The organism is Melissospora conviva (assembly GCF_049523535.1).
Taxonomy (GTDB): Bacteria; Actinomycetota; Actinomycetes; order Mycobacteriales; family Micromonosporaceae; genus Melissospora; species Melissospora conviva.
This window is the reverse complement of sequence record NZ_JBLLDT010000005.1, coordinates 127,331-147,189: the sequence shown is the minus strand read 5'-3', so window position 1 is coordinate 147,189 and position 19,859 is coordinate 127,331. Positions and strand designations below refer to the sequence as shown.

At 71.2% G+C, this 19,859-nt stretch carries 20 protein-coding genes; 10 read left to right on the top strand and 10 right to left on the bottom strand.

The window, feature by feature from the left end; all coding sequences use genetic code 11:
• The first annotated feature begins 304 nt into the window (after positions 1-304).
• Complete coding sequence (locus tag ACK8GG_RS13990; RefSeq protein ID WP_440356498.1) at positions 305-871, top strand: hypothetical protein; 567 nt, start codon at positions 305-307, stop codon at positions 869-871.
• Positions 872-905: 34 nt separating this feature from the next.
• On the opposite strand, the gene ACK8GG_RS13985 is transcribed toward ACK8GG_RS13990, so the two are convergent.
• The 9 genes from ACK8GG_RS13985 to ACK8GG_RS13945 form a co-directional block, all read right to left on the bottom strand.
• Positions 906-1,310, bottom strand: coding sequence for a hypothetical protein (locus ACK8GG_RS13985; RefSeq protein ID WP_440356497.1), 405 nt, complete (start codon positions 1,308-1,310; stop codon positions 906-908).
• A gap of 189 nt (positions 1,311-1,499) precedes the next feature.
• Positions 1,500-1,964, bottom strand: coding sequence for a DoxX family protein (locus tag ACK8GG_RS13980; protein ID WP_440356496.1), 465 nt, complete (start codon positions 1,962-1,964; stop codon positions 1,500-1,502).
• A 15-nt stretch (positions 1,965-1,979) separates the two neighbouring features.
• Positions 1,980-2,402, bottom strand: a complete 423-nt coding sequence (locus ACK8GG_RS13975) for an organic hydroperoxide resistance protein (RefSeq protein ID WP_440356495.1) — start codon at positions 2,400-2,402, stop codon at positions 1,980-1,982.
• Entirely contained in the window at positions 2,399-2,890 is a 492-nt protein-coding gene (locus tag ACK8GG_RS13970) for a MarR family winged helix-turn-helix transcriptional regulator (RefSeq protein WP_440353784.1), read from the bottom strand. Before ACK8GG_RS13970 ends, ACK8GG_RS13975 begins: the two co-directional genes overlap by 4 nt.
• 107 nt (positions 2,891-2,997) lie before the next feature.
• Positions 2,998-4,065, bottom strand: coding sequence for an ABC transporter permease (locus tag ACK8GG_RS13965; protein ID WP_440353785.1), 1,068 nt, complete (start codon positions 4,063-4,065; stop codon positions 2,998-3,000).
• Positions 4,062-4,955 (bottom strand): ABC transporter ATP-binding protein, encoded by an 894-nt coding sequence (locus tag ACK8GG_RS13960; protein ID WP_440356494.1) that lies wholly within the window; start codon positions 4,953-4,955, stop codon positions 4,062-4,064. Before ACK8GG_RS13960 ends, ACK8GG_RS13965 begins: the two co-directional genes overlap by 4 nt.
• Before the next feature lie 63 nt (positions 4,956-5,018).
• Complete coding sequence (locus tag ACK8GG_RS13955; protein WP_440356493.1) at positions 5,019-5,744, bottom strand: response regulator; 726 nt, start codon at positions 5,742-5,744, stop codon at positions 5,019-5,021.
• Complete coding sequence (locus tag ACK8GG_RS13950; RefSeq protein ID WP_440356492.1) at positions 5,741-7,036, bottom strand: sensor histidine kinase; 1,296 nt, start codon at positions 7,034-7,036, stop codon at positions 5,741-5,743. The genes ACK8GG_RS13955 and ACK8GG_RS13950 overlap by 4 nt, the downstream gene beginning before the upstream one ends.
• 68 nt (positions 7,037-7,104) lie before the next feature.
• Positions 7,105-8,292, bottom strand: a complete 1,188-nt coding sequence (locus tag ACK8GG_RS13945; RefSeq protein ID WP_440356491.1) for a PucR family transcriptional regulator — start codon at positions 8,290-8,292, stop codon at positions 7,105-7,107.
• 220 nt (positions 8,293-8,512) lie between these two features.
• On the opposite strand from ACK8GG_RS13945, the gene ACK8GG_RS13940 reads away from it, so the two are divergent.
• The 9 genes from ACK8GG_RS13940 to ACK8GG_RS13900 all read left to right on the top strand — a co-directional run bounded on the left by ACK8GG_RS13940 (position 8,513) and on the right by ACK8GG_RS13900 (position 18,838).
• A complete protein-coding gene (locus tag ACK8GG_RS13940; RefSeq protein ID WP_440356490.1) occupies positions 8,513-9,559 on the top strand; it encodes an esterase/lipase family protein in 1,047 nt (348 codons plus the stop codon).
• A 154-nt stretch (positions 9,560-9,713) separates the two neighbouring features.
• On the top strand, positions 9,714-10,241 hold the full coding sequence (gene ruvC / locus ACK8GG_RS13935) for a crossover junction endodeoxyribonuclease RuvC (protein WP_440356489.1): 528 nt from the start codon (positions 9,714-9,716) through the stop codon (positions 10,239-10,241).
• Positions 10,238-10,840, top strand: a complete 603-nt coding sequence (ruvA, locus tag ACK8GG_RS13930) for a Holliday junction branch migration protein RuvA (RefSeq protein WP_440356488.1) — start codon at positions 10,238-10,240, stop codon at positions 10,838-10,840. The genes ruvC and ruvA overlap by 4 nt, the downstream gene beginning before the upstream one ends.
• A complete protein-coding gene (gene ruvB, locus ACK8GG_RS13925) occupies positions 10,837-11,907 on the top strand; it encodes a Holliday junction branch migration DNA helicase RuvB (RefSeq protein WP_440356487.1) in 1,071 nt (356 codons plus the stop codon). Before ruvA ends, ruvB begins: the two co-directional genes overlap by 4 nt.
• A 137-nt stretch (positions 11,908-12,044) precedes the next feature.
• Entirely contained in the window at positions 12,045-12,374 is a 330-nt protein-coding gene (gene yajC, locus ACK8GG_RS13920; protein WP_440351817.1) for a preprotein translocase subunit YajC, read from the top strand.
• Between the two features lie 177 nt (positions 12,375-12,551).
• Positions 12,552-14,393 (top strand): protein translocase subunit SecD, encoded by a 1,842-nt coding sequence (secD, locus tag ACK8GG_RS13915; RefSeq protein ID WP_440353906.1) that lies wholly within the window; start codon positions 12,552-12,554, stop codon positions 14,391-14,393.
• Position 14,394: 1 nt separating this feature from the next.
• Positions 14,395-15,540, top strand: coding sequence for a protein translocase subunit SecF (gene secF, locus ACK8GG_RS13910; protein ID WP_440356486.1), 1,146 nt, complete (start codon positions 14,395-14,397; stop codon positions 15,538-15,540).
• Between the two features lie 82 nt (positions 15,541-15,622).
• The gene (locus ACK8GG_RS13905) at positions 15,623-16,186 is read left to right on the top strand and encodes an adenine phosphoribosyltransferase (RefSeq protein ID WP_440351819.1); all 564 of its coding nucleotides are present in this window, start codon (positions 15,623-15,625) and stop codon (positions 16,184-16,186) included.
• A 186-nt stretch (positions 16,187-16,372) separates the two neighbouring features.
• Positions 16,373-18,838 (top strand): RelA/SpoT family protein, encoded by a 2,466-nt coding sequence (locus ACK8GG_RS13900; RefSeq protein ID WP_440356485.1) that lies wholly within the window; start codon positions 16,373-16,375, stop codon positions 18,836-18,838.
• Between the two features lie 161 nt (positions 18,839-18,999).
• Here ACK8GG_RS13900 and ACK8GG_RS13895 read toward each other — a convergent pair whose 3' ends face one another.
• Positions 19,000-19,842, bottom strand: coding sequence for a peptidylprolyl isomerase (locus ACK8GG_RS13895; protein WP_440356484.1), 843 nt, complete (start codon positions 19,840-19,842; stop codon positions 19,000-19,002).
• Positions 19,843-19,859: the final 17 nt, after the last annotated feature.

Here is a 19,859-nt window from a genome sequence, read left to right as displayed (position 1 = left end):
CGGGCGGGGGCTCACGGCGTCGGCCCCCCACCGCCCCCCCCGGGGCCCCCCCCGGCGCGCCGCGGCGGGCCCCGGGCAGGGGGGCGCCCGGCGCCGCGGGCGCCGCCCGCCAGGTCTGGAGCTTCCGGCAGTCACTGCGACGGATACAGTGACCGACGCATTCGCGAACGTCGCGGACGGTTGCGGTGAGGTGTCGCAAGTGGATCAGGAAAGCGCGAACCGGGTGTCGCGACGGGGGCGTCGGCCGGCGCGTCCCGACCGGGATTCGGGGCCCGTGGGCGCGTTCGCGGATCGACTGTGGCGGTTGAAGCGGGAGGCGGGCGACCCCTCCTACGCCGAGATGGCGGCGCGGCTGGGCGCGGCCGCGTCGAAGTCGTCGCTGGCCGCGGCGGCCCGGGGGCGGACGCTGCCGAGTTGGGAGACCGCCTGGGAGTTCGTCCGGGTGCTCGCCGTGGACCGGCTGGGGCACGACCGCTCGGAGACCGAGAAGCAGTGGCGGGAACTCTGGTCGCAGGCCCACGCCAATCGGCCCGCGCCGGAGCCGGTGAGCGAACCGGCATCCGTCCCGGCCCCGCAGTCCCCCGTCCCGGCCCCGCAGTCCCCGGCCCCGGTCATGCCTACACGAGCGGGTGACGAAGGCTCCGGTCCGGCGCGCGAGCCAGAGCCGCGGCGGTGGATGAACCTGGTCGTGGTGGCTGCGGTGGCTGCGGTGGCGGCCATGCTGGGAGCGGGGGCCGGGGTGTTGCTCGCCGCCCGCGAGCAGGCTGCGAGGTCTCCCGGAAGATGGTGGACGCGTGAAGCTCACGTTCTTCCCGGCGAAGCGCCCGATCCTTGCGTACGCGCGGAAGGACACTCACAGAACAGCGGGTGAGACCCCCGGCGAGAGGGCCTCACCCTGCTGTCGGTCAGCCGCAGTTGGTCTTGCGCTTGCCGCCCTGGGTGCCGGTGATGCGTCCCATCCAGTCGACGCACTTGCCGGCCGCGGAGAGGTAGATCGGGCCGGCGTACGAGGTGTAGTTGCCGCCGTCGAATTTGGTCCAGTGGGAGCCCACCGGGTTGAGCGCCAGGCCGGCCTCGATGAGTACGGCCGAGCCGACGCTGTTCCGCTTGGCCACGACGCAGTTCTTGCCGGTGGAGGCGCTGTAGGTGAGGAACACCGTCCCCTTGGTGCCGATCGCCGCCTGGTTCACCACTCCGTAGCCGGCGCCGCACTCGCCGCCGTAGGTGGCCGCCTGTGCGGGAGCGGCGAGGGCGAAGGTCGCGGTGGCGCTGACCGCGAACGTGGCGGCGATGGTCCTGACGAGCTTCATGAAGGTTCCTCTCTGCCGGTGCGATGCGGCCCCGACGCTGGCACGCGAGAGCCCCGATGCGACAGCAGAGCACCGTCCAGAGATTGTCCAATGGACATTTGGCGAATGTATCCGCAGGTCAGTGCGGTGTCGGAAAGCTGTCCGCGCTTGACGATTCCGGATCCGGACGGCCGGCGGTGGGGCGGTGGATCAGGAACCGGAGCCGGGGTGTTCGGGCCGCTGGGCGCCACGGCGGGGGAGGACCTCGCCGGCCCAGAGCGCCCAGCCGACGAGCAGTGGCTGAAAGAAGAGCCGGATCAGGCGGGCCCGGTCGGTGTCCAGGCCGAAGGCGTCGGTGCCCTCGACGTACTGGGCGATGTTGCCGGGGAACACCCCGACGAAGAACGCAGCGGTGGCGGCGCCGATGAGACGACGGTGCCGGGGCAGAGCCACCAGCGCCACACCGAGTGCGATCTCCACGACTCCGGAGGCGAGCACCACCGCATCCGCGTCGAGGGGGATCCACTCCGGGACCTGGGCCTGGAACTCCTGTCGCTGGAAGGTCAGGTGCGCGGTCCCGGCGAAGGCCAGCATGCCGCCGAGGGCCCAGCGGCCTATCGTGCGTGCCCGCTCGCCTGCGCGTCGCCGGGGGAGTGCGCTGTCACGTCCGGTCATCTCTGCTCCCTGAGGTCAGTCGTCGGTGACGAGGATGCGCACGTCGATGTTGCCGCGGGTGGCGTTGGAGTACGGGCAGACCTGGTGCGCCTGGTCGGCGAGCTGCTGGGCCTGGTCGTGCGGCAGCAGCGGGATGACGACCTCGAGGGTCACGGCGAGCTGGAAGCCACCGGCGTCGTTGGCGCCGATCTCGACCTGCGCGCCCACGGTGGAGTCGCCGAGGTCGACCTTGGCGCTGCGGGCGACCGCCTGGAGTGCGGAGTGGAAGCAGGCGGCGTACCCGGCGGCGAAGAGCTGCTCCGGGTTGGCGCCCTGGCCGGAGCCGCCCATCTCGGCGGGAACTGCCAGATCGAGGTCGATGCGCCGATCGCTGCTGGTGACGTGGCCGTTGCGGCCGGCGCCGGTGGCGAGGGCCTGGGCGGTGTAGAGGGTTTTCACTGGGGTGGTCCTTCCGTCAGGCAGGGGCCGGCGGCGTCGTCGGCGCCGGCGGGGTCGAGCAGGGCGAGCTTGCGGGCCAGGGAACGCAGGGTCACCAGCTCCTGCGGTGTCAGCGCGACCCGGGTGGCGAATTCGCGCTGGATGACCACGGCTCTGGCGCGTACGGCCCAGCCGGCGTCGGTGAGGTGGACCAGCACGCGACGTTCGTCGGTAGGGCAGGGGGCGCGGCGGACCAGCCCCTGGGTCTCCAGCCGGCGCACCAGCGGGGAGAGGGTGCCGCTGTCCAGTTGCAGGCGACGGCCCAGCTCGCCGATGGAGGCGCCGTCGTGGTCCCAGAGAGTCATCAGGGTGAGGTACTGCGGGTAGGTGATGCCGATCTCGTCGAGCACGGTGCGGTACGCCCCGGTGATCGTGCGGTACGCGGCGTAGACCGCGAAGCACACCTGATCGTCCAGGTGCACCTGATCATCAGAAAATTCATTGCGCACAACTAGATTGTGCACGACTAAAATTGGTTGTCAACGTTCCGCCACGAAAAGGGGCAGTGGGCCGTCGGACGAACCGACGGCCCACTGCCCGTGCTCCCCGGAGCGACTCAGCCGATCTGTTCGCGCTCCCGCCAGGCCGTCGCCACCGAGGTCCGGCTGTTGGTCCGCAGCAGTGACCCCTCGTAGAGCCGGGCACCGACCAGCAGGCTGACAGCCGTGGTCAGCAGCAGCACCACCAGGGCGACGACGGGCTCCCAGCCGGCGGCGTCACCGGTGAACAACCGGATCGGCATGGCCGTGGGGGCGGAGAAGGGCAGATAGGACAGCACCCGCATCAAGGTGTCGTTGCTGCTGAACATCGCCACCGCGAAGAACGGGATCATGATGACCACCTGCAGCGGCAGGGCGACGCTGGCGATGTCCTCCTGGCGACTGACCAGGGCGCCGGCGACCGCCCAGAGCGCGGCGAGCATGACGAAGCCGATCACGAAGAACGGTACGAACCAGCCGAGCGCCGGGGCGATCAGCGTCAGCAGCGGGCCGCTGTCGCTCATCCGCAGCCCGATCAGGGCCACTACGGCGATCAGCCCGATCTGCCCGAGTGCGAGGGCACCGCCGGCGAGGACCTTGCCGAGCATCAGCGCCCGGACCGGTACGGCCGCCACCAGGATCTCGGCGATGCGGGTCTGCTTCTCCTCGGTGACGCTCTGCGCGATCTGGGTGCCGAACATCGTGGAGATGAAGAAGAAGACGAGCGCGAAGACCAGCGGCACCAGAACGAGCGCCACCGGGTGTACCGCGTCGGGGTTGAGCAGCTGCACCGGCGGGCTGCTGCTCAGTGCGGTGACAACCGACTGGGGCGCCTCATCCATGGCCACCACGACGGGGCCGTTGATGACCGCGGCGTCCACCTCACCGGCGCGTACCCGCTGCTCGGCCTCGGCGTCGTCGCCGACGGTGACCACCTCCAGTTCGGTGGAGGCGGTCAGCAGCTGGGCGGTGGTCGCATCGGCGACCGCCACGGTGGTGGGGCCATGGCTGATCATTGCCGGCACCACCGCGGAGGCGGCGATGATGACGAGGAAGAACAGCGTGCTGAAGATGAATGTGCGGTCGCGCAGCTTGACCCGCAGCTCGCGGGCCGCGATCAGCCGGGTGGCCTGGTAGGTGTTCATCGGGTGACCTCCCGGAAGATTTCGGCCAGTGACGGGGTGACCGGAGCGAAGGCGCGGACCGGGCCGCGGGCCAGCGCGGCGGCCAGCACCTGCTGCTCGTCGGCACCGGGAGCGAGGTCGAAGACGGCACGCGGGCCGTCGAGCTCGACGATGGTTACGCCCTCGACGTCACGCAGCCAGCCCGCGTCGTCGTCGACCAGCAGCCGGAAGCGCGGCAGGGCGTGCGCGGCACGCAACTCCTCGCGGCTGCCCGCCGCCCGGATCCGGCCCTCGGAGATGATGACCAGGTCGTCGCAGAGCCGCTCGACGACGTCCAGCTGATGGCTGGAGAAGAGCACCGGCACTCCCTGGGCGGCGCGCTCACGCAGCACCGACAGGACGGTTTCCACCGCCATCGGGTCGAGGCCGGAGAAGGGCTCGTCGAGGACCAGCACCTCCGGGTCGTGCACGAGCGCGGCGGCGATCTGGGCCCGCTGCTGGTTGCCGAGCGAGAGCGTCTCCAGCAGGTCCTTGCCGCGCTCGGCCAGCCCCACCCGCTCCAGCAGGGCGTCGGTGGCGCGCCGGGCCGCGGCCATGTCGAGACCGTGCAGCCGGCCCAGGTGCACGAGCTGCTCCTGCACGCCCATCTTCGGGTAGAGGCCGCGCTCCTCGGGCATGTAGCCGAAACGGGCGCGGGCCTGCCGGGTCAACCGCTTCCCCTGCCAGGAAACCTCGCCGGAGTCGGCCGCGAGCACCCCGAGGATGATCCGCATGGAGGTCGTCTTGCCGGCTCCGTTGCCGCCGACGAAACCGGTCATCCGGCCGGCGGTGACGGTGAACGAGACATCTGTGAGTACCTGGCGGCTGCCGAAGCTGCGATTCACCCGGTCCACGTGTAGGACGCTGGTCATGGCCTGGAGGTTAGGCGCTCGCGCCGGCCGTGCCATCCCTCGCCAGATCGACCATGGCGTCCGTCACCGGGCGGACCCGGCCGCGGCGCCGGGCTGGACGACGCCCCGCTCATAGGCGTAGACGACGGCCTGCACCCGGTCCCGCAGCCCCAGCTTCGCCAGCACCCGGCTGACATGGGTCTTCACGGTGGTCTCGCCCAGGTGCAGCCGTTGCGCGATCTCGGCGTTGGTGGCGCCGCCGGCCATCAACACCAGGACCTCGTACTCGCGGGGGGTGAGCCGGTCCAGCGCGCCGGCCGCCGCCGGGTCGGCGGTGACCGCGGCACCGGGCCGGGCGAAGGCGGCGATCACCTTGCGGGTCAGCTCCGGCGCGAGGAGGGCGTCGCCGCGGGCGACGATCCGGACGGCGTGGACGAGTTCCTCGGGGGTGCCGTTCTTGAGCAGGAAACCGCTCGCGCCGGCCTGCAGCGCCGTGAAGAGGTAGTCCTCGCGGTCGAAGGTGGTGAGGATCAGCACCGCCGGTCCCGACGGCGAGCCGTCAGCGTCGGCCGTGCCGGCTGTGGCGGTGATGCGGCGGGTCGCCTCCAGGCCGTCCATTCCCGGCATCTCGACGTCCATCAGCACCACGTCCGGCCGCAGCGCCGCCGCCATCCCGACGGCCCGCTCGCCGTCGGCCGCCTCACCGACGACCTCGATGTCCTCCTCCACCTCGAGGATGATGCGGAAGCCGACCCGGACCAGGTGATGGTCGTCGGCGAGCAGCACCCGCAACGGCCGCGGGCCCGTCATGCCGCCTGCTCCACCAACGCCGGCCGGGGGAAGCGGGCCCGGACCCGGAAACCACCCGTGGGCTGCGGGCCGGCCTCCAGTTCGCCGTCGTGCGCGGCGACCCGTTCCCGGATGCCGATCAGGCCCAACCCGCCCGTCGCGCCGGGGGTGTGGGCGCGCCCGTCGTCTTTCACGTCGACCTCCACGTCGCTTGCCAGATAGCGGATCCGTACGTCGAGCAGGCTCGCCCCGGCGTGCTTGAGGGTGTTCGTCACCGCCTCCTGCACGATCCGGTAGACGGCCTGCGAGAGCGACTCCGGCAGCGGCACAGGGTCGCCGTAGACCGAGAGGGTGGCGGTCAGGCCCGCCTCGCGGGCGCGCGCCACGAGCCGATCGAGGTGGGCGACCCCTGCGCTGTCCGGCCGCTCCCCGTCGGTGCCAACGGCCCGGAGCAGCCCGAGCATCCGGCGCAGCTCGTCGATGGCGGTGCGGGCGGTCTGCTCGATGGCGGCCAGCGCGGTGCGGGCCTTGTCCGGATCGCGGTCGAGGACCCGGCGGCAGGCGGCGGCCTGCACACCCATCACCGAGACGTGGTGGGCGACGACGTCGTGCAGTTCCCGGGCGATACGCAGTCGCTCGCCCACCACCGCGCGCTCACGCGCCTCGGCCTGGGAGCGCTGCAGCTCCTCGGCCTGGGAGCGCAGCAGCTCCGCCTGGGTCCGCAGCTGGTCCTCGCGCCGGGCGGCGACCCAGGCGGTCTCGCCGGCGAAGTAGGCGAAGCCGAAGTAGAGGCCGTTGGCGAGCAACGTGTAGACGATGTTGGCCAGCAGCGGCGGCAGCGGGCCGGTGGCCTCGGCGAACGCGTCGGCCGGCAGCTCGGCCAGGAAGCCCAGGTAGGAGACGCAGATCCAGCCGAACATCGCCACGATCACCGTCAGGCGCAGCCGGCGGGAGCGGCGCCGGTCCCGGCCCCAGGCGCCGAGGGTGTACAGGGCCACGAGCAGCGCGATGGTGCTCAGCTGCAGCTCCGGAACGGCGCGGACCTGCACGGTGATGAACGCGGCGGCGACGATCAGCGCGCTCAGCTCCGGACGGCTGCGCCGCCAGGCCAGCGGCAGCGTGACGGCGACGGTCCAGAGCACCTGCTCGGGCCAGGCAGGGGCGGCGCCGTACGGGAAGTAGCCGGTGTTGTTGGCCAGCGCGAGGCTGGCCAGCCCGACCAGCACCGCGGCCAGGCCGGTCCAGATGTCGATCCGCTGCTGCCGCGGGGTCGGTTCCGGCCGGCGCCACTGGTCGTCGTTTGCGCTGCTCACCGGCGATACTCTTTCATCCGCCCGGTGTCGTGTTCAAGGTCGGGGTTCGCTGGTCGCAGCGGCTGGGATCACGTCGCGGCGCGGAGGTCGGCGACGGTGAGGGCCGCGCTGAGCAGCCGGATGCCGTCCGGGTCGACGGGGTCCATTGCGGTCAGGACGGCCACCCGGCGCAACCGGTAGTCCAGGGTGTTCGGGTGCACGTGCAGCAGCCGGGCCGCATGCCGCCGGCTCTGCCCGGCCGCGATGAAGGTACGCACCGTCAGCAGCAGGTCCGCCCGTCGCAGCAGCGGCTGCACCCGTGCGGCGAGCCGGTCGGCCGCCGGCGACGGGCGGGAGAGCTGGACCTCCAGCAGCAGGTCGTCCAGTTCGTAGAGCCCGGCGGGCCGGGCCAGGCGCCGGGCCACGTCGAGCACCTCGCGGGCCTCGGCGGCGGCGGCCGGCACTGCCGCACCGTCCGGAGCCAGCGCGGTGGCGGCGCGCGCCGGCGTGCCGAGCAGGGTCGCCAGCTCCTCGACGAAGGAGCGCAGTGGCGCCCGCAGTGCCTCGCCGGTGCCGTCGGCGACGGGCATCAGCGCGGTCCCGGCGCGTTCCTGCACCATGGTGAGCACGATCCCGTCGCAGCAGCCGTCCAGCGCTGCCCGGATCCGCCACCGCCGCGTCGGCGCCGTCGTCGTTGTCTGCGGCGCCGCGGCGTCCCACGCCAGCACCAGGTAGGCCGCCGGGTGGGCGATCCCGGCCCGGCCGGGCAACCCGCCGACGGGCTCGCCGGCGAGCAGCGCCGCCGCCAGCTCCCGGCGCAGCTCGCCCACTTCGCTCTGGGCGAGCTGCTGGTCGTCGAGGTACGCCCGGCTCACACCCACGAGCATGCGCTGCAGGTGCCGGGTCGCCGGCTCGACCAGCGCCAGCAGCTCGGGCCGGCGCTGCGGCGGCGTGACGCGCAGCAGCATCGCCCAGGTCACCCGGGCGGCGACCAGGTACGACGCCACCACGTCGGGCAACGACGGCCGGTCACGGACCCGCAACATCAGTTGCCGCAGCGGGGCGATCAGTTCTTCGTCACGCAGCTGCGCTCCGCTGCCCATCGCACCGAGGACCAGCCGCAGGCTGCGCTCCACCACGGAGCGGATCTCCAGTTGCAGGATGTCGTCGGGGAGTGCCCGCAGGGCGGGCACCTCGTCGCAGATGCGGCCGACGATGACGCCGCTGAGGTCGCGCAGCCGTCGCAGCGCGGGACCGGTGAGCGAGTCCTTATCCATCCGACTCCCGGGCCGAGAGAGCGCGGACCGCTCGATCCGCCCTCGCATGCTACCCACTGTGGTCGGTTGTGTCGTGAGCGTGGCGGGTCGGGGTTGTGGACCGTGACAAATTCCGGGCCGCCGAGATTGGGGCCGTGGCGAAGAGACGCCCGGCAGCACGGCGGTCCATCGTGATTCATCCCCGCCGTGCACCCCACCCGGTCCCCCTCGGAGAGTGCAGATGATGACCCGTCCCCGCACCCTGTCCACCACCGTCGCTGCCCTCGTGGCCGCCGTCGCGCTGCTGTCGTCCGCCACCCCGGCCCACGCCGTCGCATCCGCGGCACCGGCCGCCGCGGTTCCCGGCACGGCAGCCGCGCCCGATGCCACCACCGTGACGTCCGCCCGGACGGCCGCCGCCGGAACCTCCTCGGCCGGCGAAGGTCCGGAGCGGCACTTCTTCACCCAGGCGCTCGGCTATTCGCTGGTGCACCTCGACCGCGACGCGCCCGGCTCCAACGACTGGGGCTGCCGGCCGTCGTCGGTGCGGCCCCGCCCGGTGGTGCTGGTGCACGGCACCTGGGAGAACCGCTACAACAACTTCGCCCGGATGTCCCCGGCACTCAAACGGGCCGGCTTCTGCGTCTTCGCCCTCGACTACGGCGACGACCCGGACAACGTCATCTCCCTGCACCCGGCGGTGAAGGGCACCGGTGACATCCGCCGCTCCGCCGAGGAACTCGCCGCCTTCGTCGACCGGGTGCTCGCCGCCACCGGCGCGGCCAAAGTCGACATCGTCGGTCACTCCCAGGGCGGGATGATGCCCCGGCAGTACCTGAAGTTCGGCGGCGGCGCGAGCAAGGTCGGCAGCCTGATCACGCTCGGCGCCACCCACCACGGCACCACGCTCAGTGGGATCGCCACCCTCGTCGGCCGGCTCGGCCTGCTCGGCCTCGCCGGTCTGGTCATCGGCACCGCCGCTCTCCAGCAGGCGGTCGGTTCGCCGTTCCTGGCCGAGCTCAACGCCGGCGGGGACACCGTGCCGGGCGTGAACTACCTGGTCATCGCCACCCGGTACGACGAGGTGACAACGCCGTACCGGACGACCTTCCTGACCGCCGGGCCCGGCGCCACCGTGCGCAACGTGACGTTGCAGGACGGCTGCCTCCTCGACAAGTCCGACCACCTCTCGATGACCTACTCGCCGCGGGCGATCGGGTACGTCCTCCAAGGGCTCGACCCCGGCGCCCCCCGCCCGCCCTGCGTACCCCATCTGCCGGTGCTCTGAGGCACGACGCGACCCCGGGGAACGCCGCAACCCGAGCGACGCTCTCCCCGGGGTCGCCGCGTGCCCGCCGGGAGCGTGTCCTGCGAAGGCGGGGCGGAGGCGGCACAGTAGTGTGTCGAACACACGTACTGCTGATGCAGGGGGAGGTGGCGGCGTGCGCGTGCTGGGCGTCGACCCGGGGCTGACCCGGTGCGGGGTCGGCGTTGTCGAGGGGGTGCCCGGACGTCCCTGCACGCTGGTCGCCTACTACGTCATCTACACCGACCCCCATGACGACCTGCCGCTGAGGCTGCTGCACCTCGACCGGTCCCTGACCGAACTGGTCGCCGAACACCGCCCCGAGAGCGTCGCGGTGGAGCGGGTCTTCAGCCAGCACAACGTCCGTACGGTGATGGGCACCGCGCAGGCCAGCGGCATCGCGGTGCTCGCCGGGGCCCGCGCCGGACTGCCGGTGCAGACCTACACGCCCAGCGAGGTCAAGGCCGCGGTCACCGGTTCCGGGACGGCGGACAAGGCGCAGATGACCGCTATGGTGACCCGGTTGCTGCGGCTGTCCGAGCCGCCGAAGCCGGCTGACGCCGCCGATGCGCTGGCGCTGGCGATCTGCCACATCTGGCGCGGTGGCACACGGTCGAAGCTGGCAACCGCGGCGGCGCGGGCGCGACGAGGAGGAGCAAGATGATCGCGAGCCTGCGCGGCGTGGTCGCCGCCCTGGGATCACAGCAGGCGGTGATCGAGGTGGGCGGTGTCGGCATGGCGGTGCAGTGTGCCCCCGGCACCCTCGCCGGGCTGCGGCTGGGCGAGTCCACCCGGCTGGCGACCAGCCTGGTGGTGCGCGAGGATTCGCTGACCCTGTACGGCTTCGCCGACGACGACGAGAAGCAGATCTTCGAACTGCTCCAGAGCGCAAGCGGCGTCGGCCCGCGCCTGGCGCAGGCGGTGCTGGCCGTGCACACCCCCGATGCGGTGCGCAAGGCGATCGCCAACGCCGACACCGCGGCGCTGACCCGGGTGCCGGGCATCGGCAAGAAGGGCGCGGAGCGGCTCGTGCTGGAGCTGCGCGACAAGATCGGCCCGGTCGCGGTCGGTCCCGATGGGGCGGCCGGGGTGACCGCGGGGGCCTGGCCCGAGCAGGTTCGGCAGGCACTGGTCGGGCTCGGCTGGTCGGCCGGGCAGGCCGATCAGGCGGTGACCGCGGTGGCGGAGACCGTCGACGGCCCGACGCCGCCGGTGCCGGTGCTGCTCAAGCAGGCGATCCGGCTGCTGGGCAGGACGCGATGACCGAGCCGGGCGGCCTGGTCTCGGCCTACGTGCACGACGCCGAGTTGGACGCCGAGGCGACGGTGCGGCCCAAGCGGCTGTCGGAGTTCATCGCCCAGGACCGGGTCCGCGACCAGCTCGACCTGCTCCTGCAGGGGGCGATGCGCCGGGGTTCGCCGCCGGACCACATCCTGCTCTCCGGCCCGCCGGGACTGGGCAAGACCTCGTTGGCCAACATCGTCGCGGCCGAGCTGGGCGCCGGCATCCGGGTCACCAGCGGACCGGCGATCGAGCGTTCGGGTGACCTCGCGGCGATCCTGACCAGTCTCGCCGAGGGCGACGTCCTCTTCATCGACGAGATCCACCGCATCGCCAAGCCCGCCGAGGAGCTGCTCTACAGCGCGATGGAGGACTTCCGGGTCGACGTGGTGGTCGGCAAGGGGCCGGGTGCGACGGCGATTCCGCTGGACGTGGAGCCCTTCACCCTGGTCGGGGCCACGACCCGGTCGGGGCTGCTGACCGGCCCGATGCGGGACCGCTTCGGTTTCGTGGCGCACCTGGACTTCTACGCCCCGGGGGAGCTGGAGCTGCTGCTGCAGCGCTCCGCCCGGATTCTCGGGGTGCGGATCACCGAGGAGGGGGCCCGGGAGGTGGCGGGCCGGTCGAGGGGGACGCCCCGGATCGCCAACCGGCTGCTGCGCCGGGTGCGCGACTTCGCCGAGGTGCGAGCCGACGGGATCGTCACCCTGGAGATCGCCCGCGCGGCCCTGAAGGTGTACGACGTCGACGCGCTGGGCCTCGACCGCCTCGACCGCGCGGTGCTGACCGCCCTGGTGGAGGCGTTCCGCGGCGGCCCGGTGGGGCTCTCCACCCTCGCGGTGGCGGTGGGGGAGCAGCCGGACACCGTGGAGGAGGTCTGCGAGCCGTTCCTGGTGCGGGCCGGCCTGCTCGCGCGTACTCCCCGTGGTCGGGTCGCCACGGAGGCGGCATGGCGGCATCTGGGGCACACTCCACCGACTGGTACATTTGGCGCAAATCCGATTTCCGCGCCCGATCTCTTTACCGCTGGCGAGGACGAACGGCCGTGATCCGAACGTGATCTGTGCCGCATTCGATGATCTCAGCATCAGCGACTAGACTCGCCGCGGTCTGTAGCGATGTGTATGCAGCCCTTCGCGGCGGCGCCGGTCCGGTGCGGCGGGGGCCAATGGGAAGGTTTTGAGACGTGTTCTACGCAGCAGAAAGCGCCGGGGGCGGCAGTCTGACCCCGTTGCTCATGATCGTCCTGCTCTTCGGTGTCATGTACTTTCTGATGATCCGTCCGCAGCAGAAGCGCCGTAAGGAGGCGCTCCAGATGCAGTCGGCGCTGGCCGCCGGCGACGAGGTCGTGACCATCGGTGGCCTGTACGGTACCGTGACGTCCTTCGATGACGAGACCGTCACCCTCGAGGTCGCTCCCGGCGTGCACACCCGCTACGCCCGGCCCGCGATCGCGAAGGTGAACAAGCCGGTTCCGCAGGCGGAGATCATCGAGGACGTCAACGCCAAGGAGTGAACCGCCGCCGGCGCGGCGCCAGTAGAACCAGCAGTATCGACAGGCCGCGCCGGCGGTCGGTTCGGTGTGCGCGCACCGGACCGGTCCCCGGCCGGCCGAGATTCGCCGACTGACCCACCAGCGGCGTTACCCCCATAGGAAGACAGGACAGCCGTGGCATCACCTCCTCAGGGACAGATGCGTCCGGGTCGGCAACTCGCCGTTCTCGGTGTGATCTTCGTGGTCCTCTACACACTGGTGTTCTTCGCCGGTGCGAGCGGCAGCTGGAAGGAGCGCCTCGAACCCCGGCTCGGGCTCGACCTCGTCGGCGGCACGCGAATGACCTTGCAGGCGACCAACAGCCTCGACGGTCAGCCGCCTACCCCCGAGAACCTCGAGGAGGCCCGGCGGATCATCGACAACCGGGTCAACGCCCTGGGCGTCGCCGAGGCCGAGGTGGTCACCGAGGGCGACCGGAACATCGTCATCTCGCTGCCCGGCGAGAACCGTGACCTGAGTGAGGTGGGCACCGCCGCGGAGCTTCGCTTCCGCAAGGTGCTCAAGGTGGCCGACGGCAGTGGGGTGAGCCTGACGCAGCCGCAGCCGCAGCCGACACCGGAGCCCGGCGGCGACGCCGACGCCGAGGACCCGCAGGCCCCGGCGAGCCCGGAGGCGTCCGCCTCCCCGCAGGCGTCCGAGAACCCCGGCGGACAGGGCGGCGCCGCGCCGAGCGCGACGCCGAGCGCCGACCCGAGCCCCAGCGCCGCCACCGGCGGCGACGCGACGATCGAGCAGCAGCTCATCGCGGTGCGGGAGAAGGTCGGAAAGGAGGCCTGGGACGCGGCCAACGGTCTGCAGGCCCCCGCGGACCTGAGCACCCAGCCCGACCTGGCCGAGGCGCTGGAGCCCTTCGGCACGCTGACCGGCCGTGAGGTCGCGGTGCTGCCGGCGAACATCCAGTTCAACGTCCCCTTCATCAGCTGCGAGCAGCTCAGCGACCGGCCCGCCGCCTCGGTGAAGGACCCGGCCGCGCAGGTGGTGGCCTGTGAGAGCACCGCCAAGTACCTGCTCGACGTCGCCAAGGTCGAGGGGACCGACGTCAGCAACGCCACCGCGCAGATCGACCAGACCAGCCAGTGGGTGGTCAGCCTCAACTTCACCAGCGACGGCCAGAAGAAGTGGACCGAGCTGACGCGCGAGGCGTACAACAACCCCGACAACGCCTGCGACCCGGCCGCACTCGGTGACGAGGGCCGCTGCCTGGTGGCGGTGGTGCTCGACAACGACGTGATCTCCGCACCGCAGATCCTCAGCGTGCTGACCGGTGACTCCCAGATCAGCGGCAACTTCAACGCCACCACGGCGAACGAGCTCGCCGGGCAGCTGCGCTACGGCGCGCTGCCGCTGACCTTCGAGCCGCAGGAGCAGCAGAACGTCACCGCGACCCTGGGTGCCAGCCACCTGCGGGCCGGTCTGATCGCCGCGGGCATCGGCATGCTCCTGGTCATCATCTACGCCTTCTTCTACTACCGGCTGCTCGGGTCGGTGATCTTCCTGAGCCTGATCCTCTCGGGGCTGCTGGTCTTCGGCGCCCTGGTGGTGCTCGGCCGGCAGATCGGCTTCACCCTCACCCTCGCCGGCTTCGCGGGTTTCATCGTCTCGCTCGGTGTGGCAGCGGACTCGTTCGTCATCTACTTCGAACGACTCAAGGACGAGATCCGGGATGGGCGCAACCCCCGCAGCGCGGTGGGCCGCGCCTGGCAGCGCGCCCGTCGCACGATCATCTCTGCCAACGCGGTGACGATCCTGGCCGCGGTGGTCCTCTACGTCGTCTCGGTCGGCACGGTGAAGGGCTTCGCCTTCGCGCTCGGTCTGGCGACCGTGCTCGACCTGGTCGTGGTCTTCCTCTTCCGGCATCCGATGATGACGATGCTGGCGAGTACCAAGGCATTCCTCTCACCGCGGGTCAGTGGCCTTGGCCGGGTGCTGCACACCCCCGAGTCCCGGCCGTCCGTCAACACCCCCGTCAAGGAGGCCTGAGATGGCTGGCAGTGGTCTCGCGACGCGCCTTTATCAGGGTGAGGCCGGCATCGACATCGTCGGCCGGCGCAAACTCTGGTACTCCATCGCGATTGTGGTCGCCTTGGTGGCGCTGCTCAGTTTCGGTTTCCGCGGTTTCGCCTTCGGAATCGACTTCACCGGCGGCACGAAGCTGAGCGTCCCGACCTCCGTCGGCACGCTGGAGCAGGCCGAGGCGCAGGTCAACACCACGCTCGGAGCCACCAACGGTGGCGAGGTCGACGCGGCGCAGCGGGTCGGCAACGCCGAGGGCGAACAGTACGAGTTTCGTACCGCAGAACTGAGCCCGGAGGAGGCCGAGAGCGTCAAGGTGCAGCTCGCCGACGCCTTCGGCCTCGACCCGCAGGCGATCGGTCAGAACGGGGTGAGCGCCTCCTGGGGTGACCAGGTGAGCAACTCGGCACTGCGTGGTCTGCTCTTCTTCCTCGTGTTGGTCTCGGCTTACCTGATCATCCGACTCGAGTGGCGGATGGCGGTGGCAGCGGTCTCCTCGCTGCTGCTCAACCTCACCCTCACCGCCGGGGTCTACTCGCTGGTCGGCTGGGAGGTGACGCCCTCGACGGTCATCGGCTTCCTGACCATCCTCGGCTTCGCCCTCTACGACGTGGTGGTGGTCTTCGACAAGGTCCAGGAGAACACCGCGGGCATCACCGGCCGCAACAACCAGACCTACGGGGAGGCGGCGAACCTCGCCGTCAACCAGACCCTGATGCGGTCGATCAACACCAGCGTGGTGGCGCTGCTGCCGGTCGGTGGCCTGCTCTTCATCGGCCCGCTGCTGGGTGCCGACACGCTCAAGGACCTCGGTCTGGTGCTCTTCGTCGGTATGGCGCTGGCGGTCTATTCGTCGCTCTTCTTCGCCACTCCGCTGCTGGTCACCCTCAAGGACCGGGAGCCGCGCATCGCCACCCACAACAAGCGGGTGCTGGCGCGCCGCTCCGCCATCGAGCGGGGCGAGATCCAGGTGCCCAAGGTCGGCGCCGGTGTGGGGTCGGACCCGGCCCTCGCCACCGCCGCACCCAGGCCGGGCGCTCGGCCCGTGGCCAAGCGTCAGGCCGCCAAGGGGCGCCCGGGCGGCAACCGGCCCAGTGGCGCGAAGAACCGTTGACAATCCGGTCGAACCGGTAATCGGACGTCCCGCATGCCGTGGAGACGGTGTGCGGGACGTCCTCGTTTCAAGAGGTGAGAGTGTGACGCATACGCAGGGCGGGGTACGGGGCGACAGCGGCCCGGCCATCGCACAGCTGGTGGCCGGCCGGGTGCTGGACGTACCCGACTTTCCCAGTCCGGGCGTGGTCTTCAAGGATCTGATGCCGCTCTTCGCCGACGGGGAGGTCTTCCGGCAGGTGATCGACGCGATCGTCGAGCACCACGGCCGGGACTCCTTCGACGTGGTGGCCGGCATCGAGGCCCGCGGGTTCGTGATCGCCGCCGCGCTCGCGTACGCCACCGGGGTCGGGGTGGTGCCGGTGCGCAAGGCGGGCAAGCTCCCGCGCGCGGCGTACACGGCCTCCTACGAGCTGGAGTACGGCAAGGCCGCGCTGGAGGTGCACCAGGACGCCTTCACCGCCGGGCACCGGGTGCTGGTCGTCGACGACGTGCTCGCCACCGGCGGCACCGCGAACGCCACGATGGACCTGGTGGAGCGGGCCGGGGGCACCATCGCCGGATTCAGTGTCCTGCTGGAGCTGGGCTTCCTCGGTGGGCGCGAGCGGCTCGCACCGCGTCCGCTGCATGCACTTCTGACTGTTTGATCCCGCCACGCCCGCCGGACGCCGCTGTCGGGGCGGGGCAACCGGTGCCGGGGGCGAGTAGCATTCTCTACGCCGAGCAGGCGCGACCACCGTCGCGTCGGCCCGGTGGGATCTGACCGGTCGCGTGGGCGGCCGGTCGCGGCGGGACCGACCGGCCGGGCGAGCCGGCGCGTCCCCGAAGCAACGGTGAGGAGACCGGTGTCCCACGAGGTCGTTCCTCCGGTGGAGGACACGGTGCCCACAGGCGGCGCCGGCGAGGCTGCCCCGCCGCCCGAGGGCGCCGCCGCGGGCAGCAAGCCGCCCGCCGCGCCCGCCGAGGCGTCGCCGGCCCTCGAGAACGAACTCGCCGCCACCGACGCGTCCCCGGCGACGGGCGGGGCGAGTTTCAACCTCGCCAGCGCGCCGACCGGACGCCGGGTACGGGCGCGCCTCGCCCGGTTCAACGCCCCCTGGCAGTCCTCGCACGTCAGCGAGGTGCTGGAGCCGCTCATCTCCTGTCACCGTGAGCATCACCCCAAGGCCGACGTGCGGCTGCTGCAGCGTGCCTTCGACATGGCTGCCCGCTGGCACACCGGGCAGTACCGCAAGTCCGGCGACCCGTACATCACCCACCCGCTGGCGGTGGCGACCATCCTGGCGAACCTCGGGATGGACACCACCACGCTGGTCGCCGCGCTGCTGCACGACACGATCGAGGACACCGGCTACACCCTCGACGAGATGAAGGAGGACTTCGGCCCCGAGGTCACGCTCCTCGTCGACGGCGTCACCAAGCTGGACAAGGTCAAGCTCGGCGACGCGGCCAAGGCCGAGACCATCCGCAAGATGGTGGTCGCGATGGCCAAGGACCCGCGCGTCCTGGTGATCAAGCTCGCCGACCGGCTGCACAACATGCGGACCCTGACCTTCCTGCCCCGGCCCAAGCAGGAGCAGAAGGCCAAGGAGACGCTGGAGATCCTCGCCCCGCTGGCCCACCGCCTCGGTATGAACACCGTCAAGTGGGAGCTGGAGGATCTCGCCTTCGGCACCCTCTACCCGAAGCGGTACGAGGAGATCAACCGGCTGATCGGGGAGCACCAGCCGCAGCGCGAGGCGCTGCTGCGCGAGGTGACCCGCAAGGTCCAGGTCGACCTCAAGGCGGCCAAGATCAAGGCGGAGACCACCGGCCGGCCGAAGCACCTGTACTCGATCTACCAGAAGATGATTGTGCGCGGGCGCGACTTCAACGACATCTACGACCTGGTCGGGGTCCGGATCCTGGTCGACACGGTGCGCGACTGCTACGCGGCCCTCGGGGTGATCCACGCGAACTGGCAGCCGGTGCCGGGCCGGTTCAAGGACTACATCGCGATGCCGAAGTTCAACATGTACCAGTCGCTGCACACCACGGTGATCGGACCGACCGGCAAGCCGGTGGAGATGCAGATCCGTACCCACGCCATGCACCGCACGGCGGAGTTCGGTATCGCGGCGCACTGGAAGTACAAGGAGCACAAGGGCACGCAGGTCGTCGGTCCGCCGGCGCACATCGACGAGATGACCTGGCTGCGGCAGCTGCTGGACTGGCAGCGGGAGGCCGCCGACCCGAGCGAGTTCCTCGACGCGCTGCGGTTCGACCTCTCCAGCCAGGAGGTGTACGTCTTCACCCCCAAGGGGGACGTCATCCCGCTGCCGACCGGCTCGACCCCGGTCGACTTCGCCTACGCCGTACACACCGAGGTCGGGCACAAGTGCATCGGCGCCCGGGTCAACGGCAAGCTGGTGCCGCTGGAGTCGGCGCTCTCCAACGGCGACGTGATCGAGATCTTCACCTCGAAGTCGGAGACGGCCGGCCCGACCCAGGACTGGCTGCACTTCGTCAAGAGCCCTCGCGCGCGCACCAAGATCCGCCAGTATTTCAACAAGGAGCGGCGCGAGGAGGCGATCGAAACCGGCAAGGAAGCGATCGTCAAGGCGATGCGCAAGCAGGGCATGCCGCTGCAGCGGATGCTCACCCACGACAACCTGATGGTGATCGCCCGGGATCTGCACCTTGCCGACGTCGCCTCGCTCTACGCGGCTGTCGGCGACAGCCAGGTCTCGGCGCAGTCGGTGGTGCACAAGCTCATCGCCACCTACGGCGGCGAAGAGGGCGTGGTCGAGGACATCGCCGAGACGGCGGTGCCGACCCGGCCCCAGCGGGCCCGTACCAACACCGGTGACCCCGGGGTCGTCGTGCGCGGGGTCAGCGATGTCTGGATCAAGCTGGCCCGCTGCTGCACGCCGGTGCCCCCGGACTCGGTCTTCGGCTTCGTCACCCGCTCCGGCGGGGTGAGTGTGCACCGTGACGACTGCGCCAACGCCGCGGACCTGCGCGAGCAGGGCGAGCGGATCCTCGAGGTGAGCTGGAAGCTGACCAGCGCCTCGACCTTCCTGGTCGCCATCCAGGTGGAGGCGCTCGACCGGCACAAGCTGCTCACCGACGTCACCCGGGTGCTCTCCGAGGAGCGGGTGAGCATCCTCTCCGCCACGGTCACCACCACCCGGGACCGGGTGGCGGTGAGCCGGTTCAGCTTCGAGATGGCCGACCCGAAGCACCTCGGGCACCTGCTCGCCGCGGTGCGCAAGGTGGACGGGGTGTTCGACGCGTACCGGGTGACCTCCGGCTCCTGAGCGGGGCGGCCGGCGCGCAGGGTGTGCCCGCCCCCGATGGCGGCGCGGTCCGCCGTCGGCCTGCGCGAACGATCGCGCCCCGGCCTGCCCCTCCGGATCAATGCGAAGGCCCGCCACCCCGGATGTTCGGGGTGGCGGGCCTTCGCGTTCGACGAGCGAGGTCAGCTCTTGGGCTGGCTCATCGTCAGAGTCTTGATCACGACCTGCTTCTTCGGGTGCCCACCGCCGGCCTGCTCCGCGAATGCGTTGTCATGGCCGGCCGCGCCGACCTCCTCGACGATGTCCATGCCCTGGGTGATCGTGCCGAGGACCGTGTAGTCCGGGCCGAGTTCGGAGTCGCCGTAGACGATGAAGAACTGGCTGCCGGTGCTGCCGGGCTGACCGGTGTTCGCCATCGCGATCACACCCGCCGGGTACGGCGGCCGCTCGTCGACCGGCAGGTTCTCCTCCATGTAGCGGTAGGAGGGGCCGCCGGTGCCATCGAGCTCGGTCCACTTCTTGCCGGTGACGCTCGGGTCGCCGCACTGCAGCACCTTGATGCCTTCGGTCACCAGCCGGTGGCACTTGCTGCCGTCGAAGAAGCCGTTGGCGGCCAGGTGGGTGAAGCTCGCCGCGGTGCAGGGGGTGTCGGCCAGGTTGACCCGTACGCCGATCTGACCGAGGTTCGTGTCGATCGTCATGTCCTGGGTGCCGACCGTGCTGGCCGTCTGCGGCGGCAGACCGACGTCCTTGATCTGCTCGGGGCGGCCCTCCTTGGGCATCTCGCTCCAGGCGCACTGGGTGCTCGTCGCCGGGGAGGAGGCCGTCGGAGTCTCGGTCTCGTCGTCCCCGCCGAGGGCGGTGACCATCCAGACGGTGCCGCCGACGACCAGCAGCAGGGCCAGCCCGGCGCCGAGAACCGCCTGGGTCTTGCGTCGGCGGCGGGCCTGCGACGCCCGTTCGGCCATCGCCTTCTCCAGCCGCGCGCGGGCCGCCGCGCGTTGCCGATCTCTGGTGGACGTCACCGTCGTGCCTCCTGGGA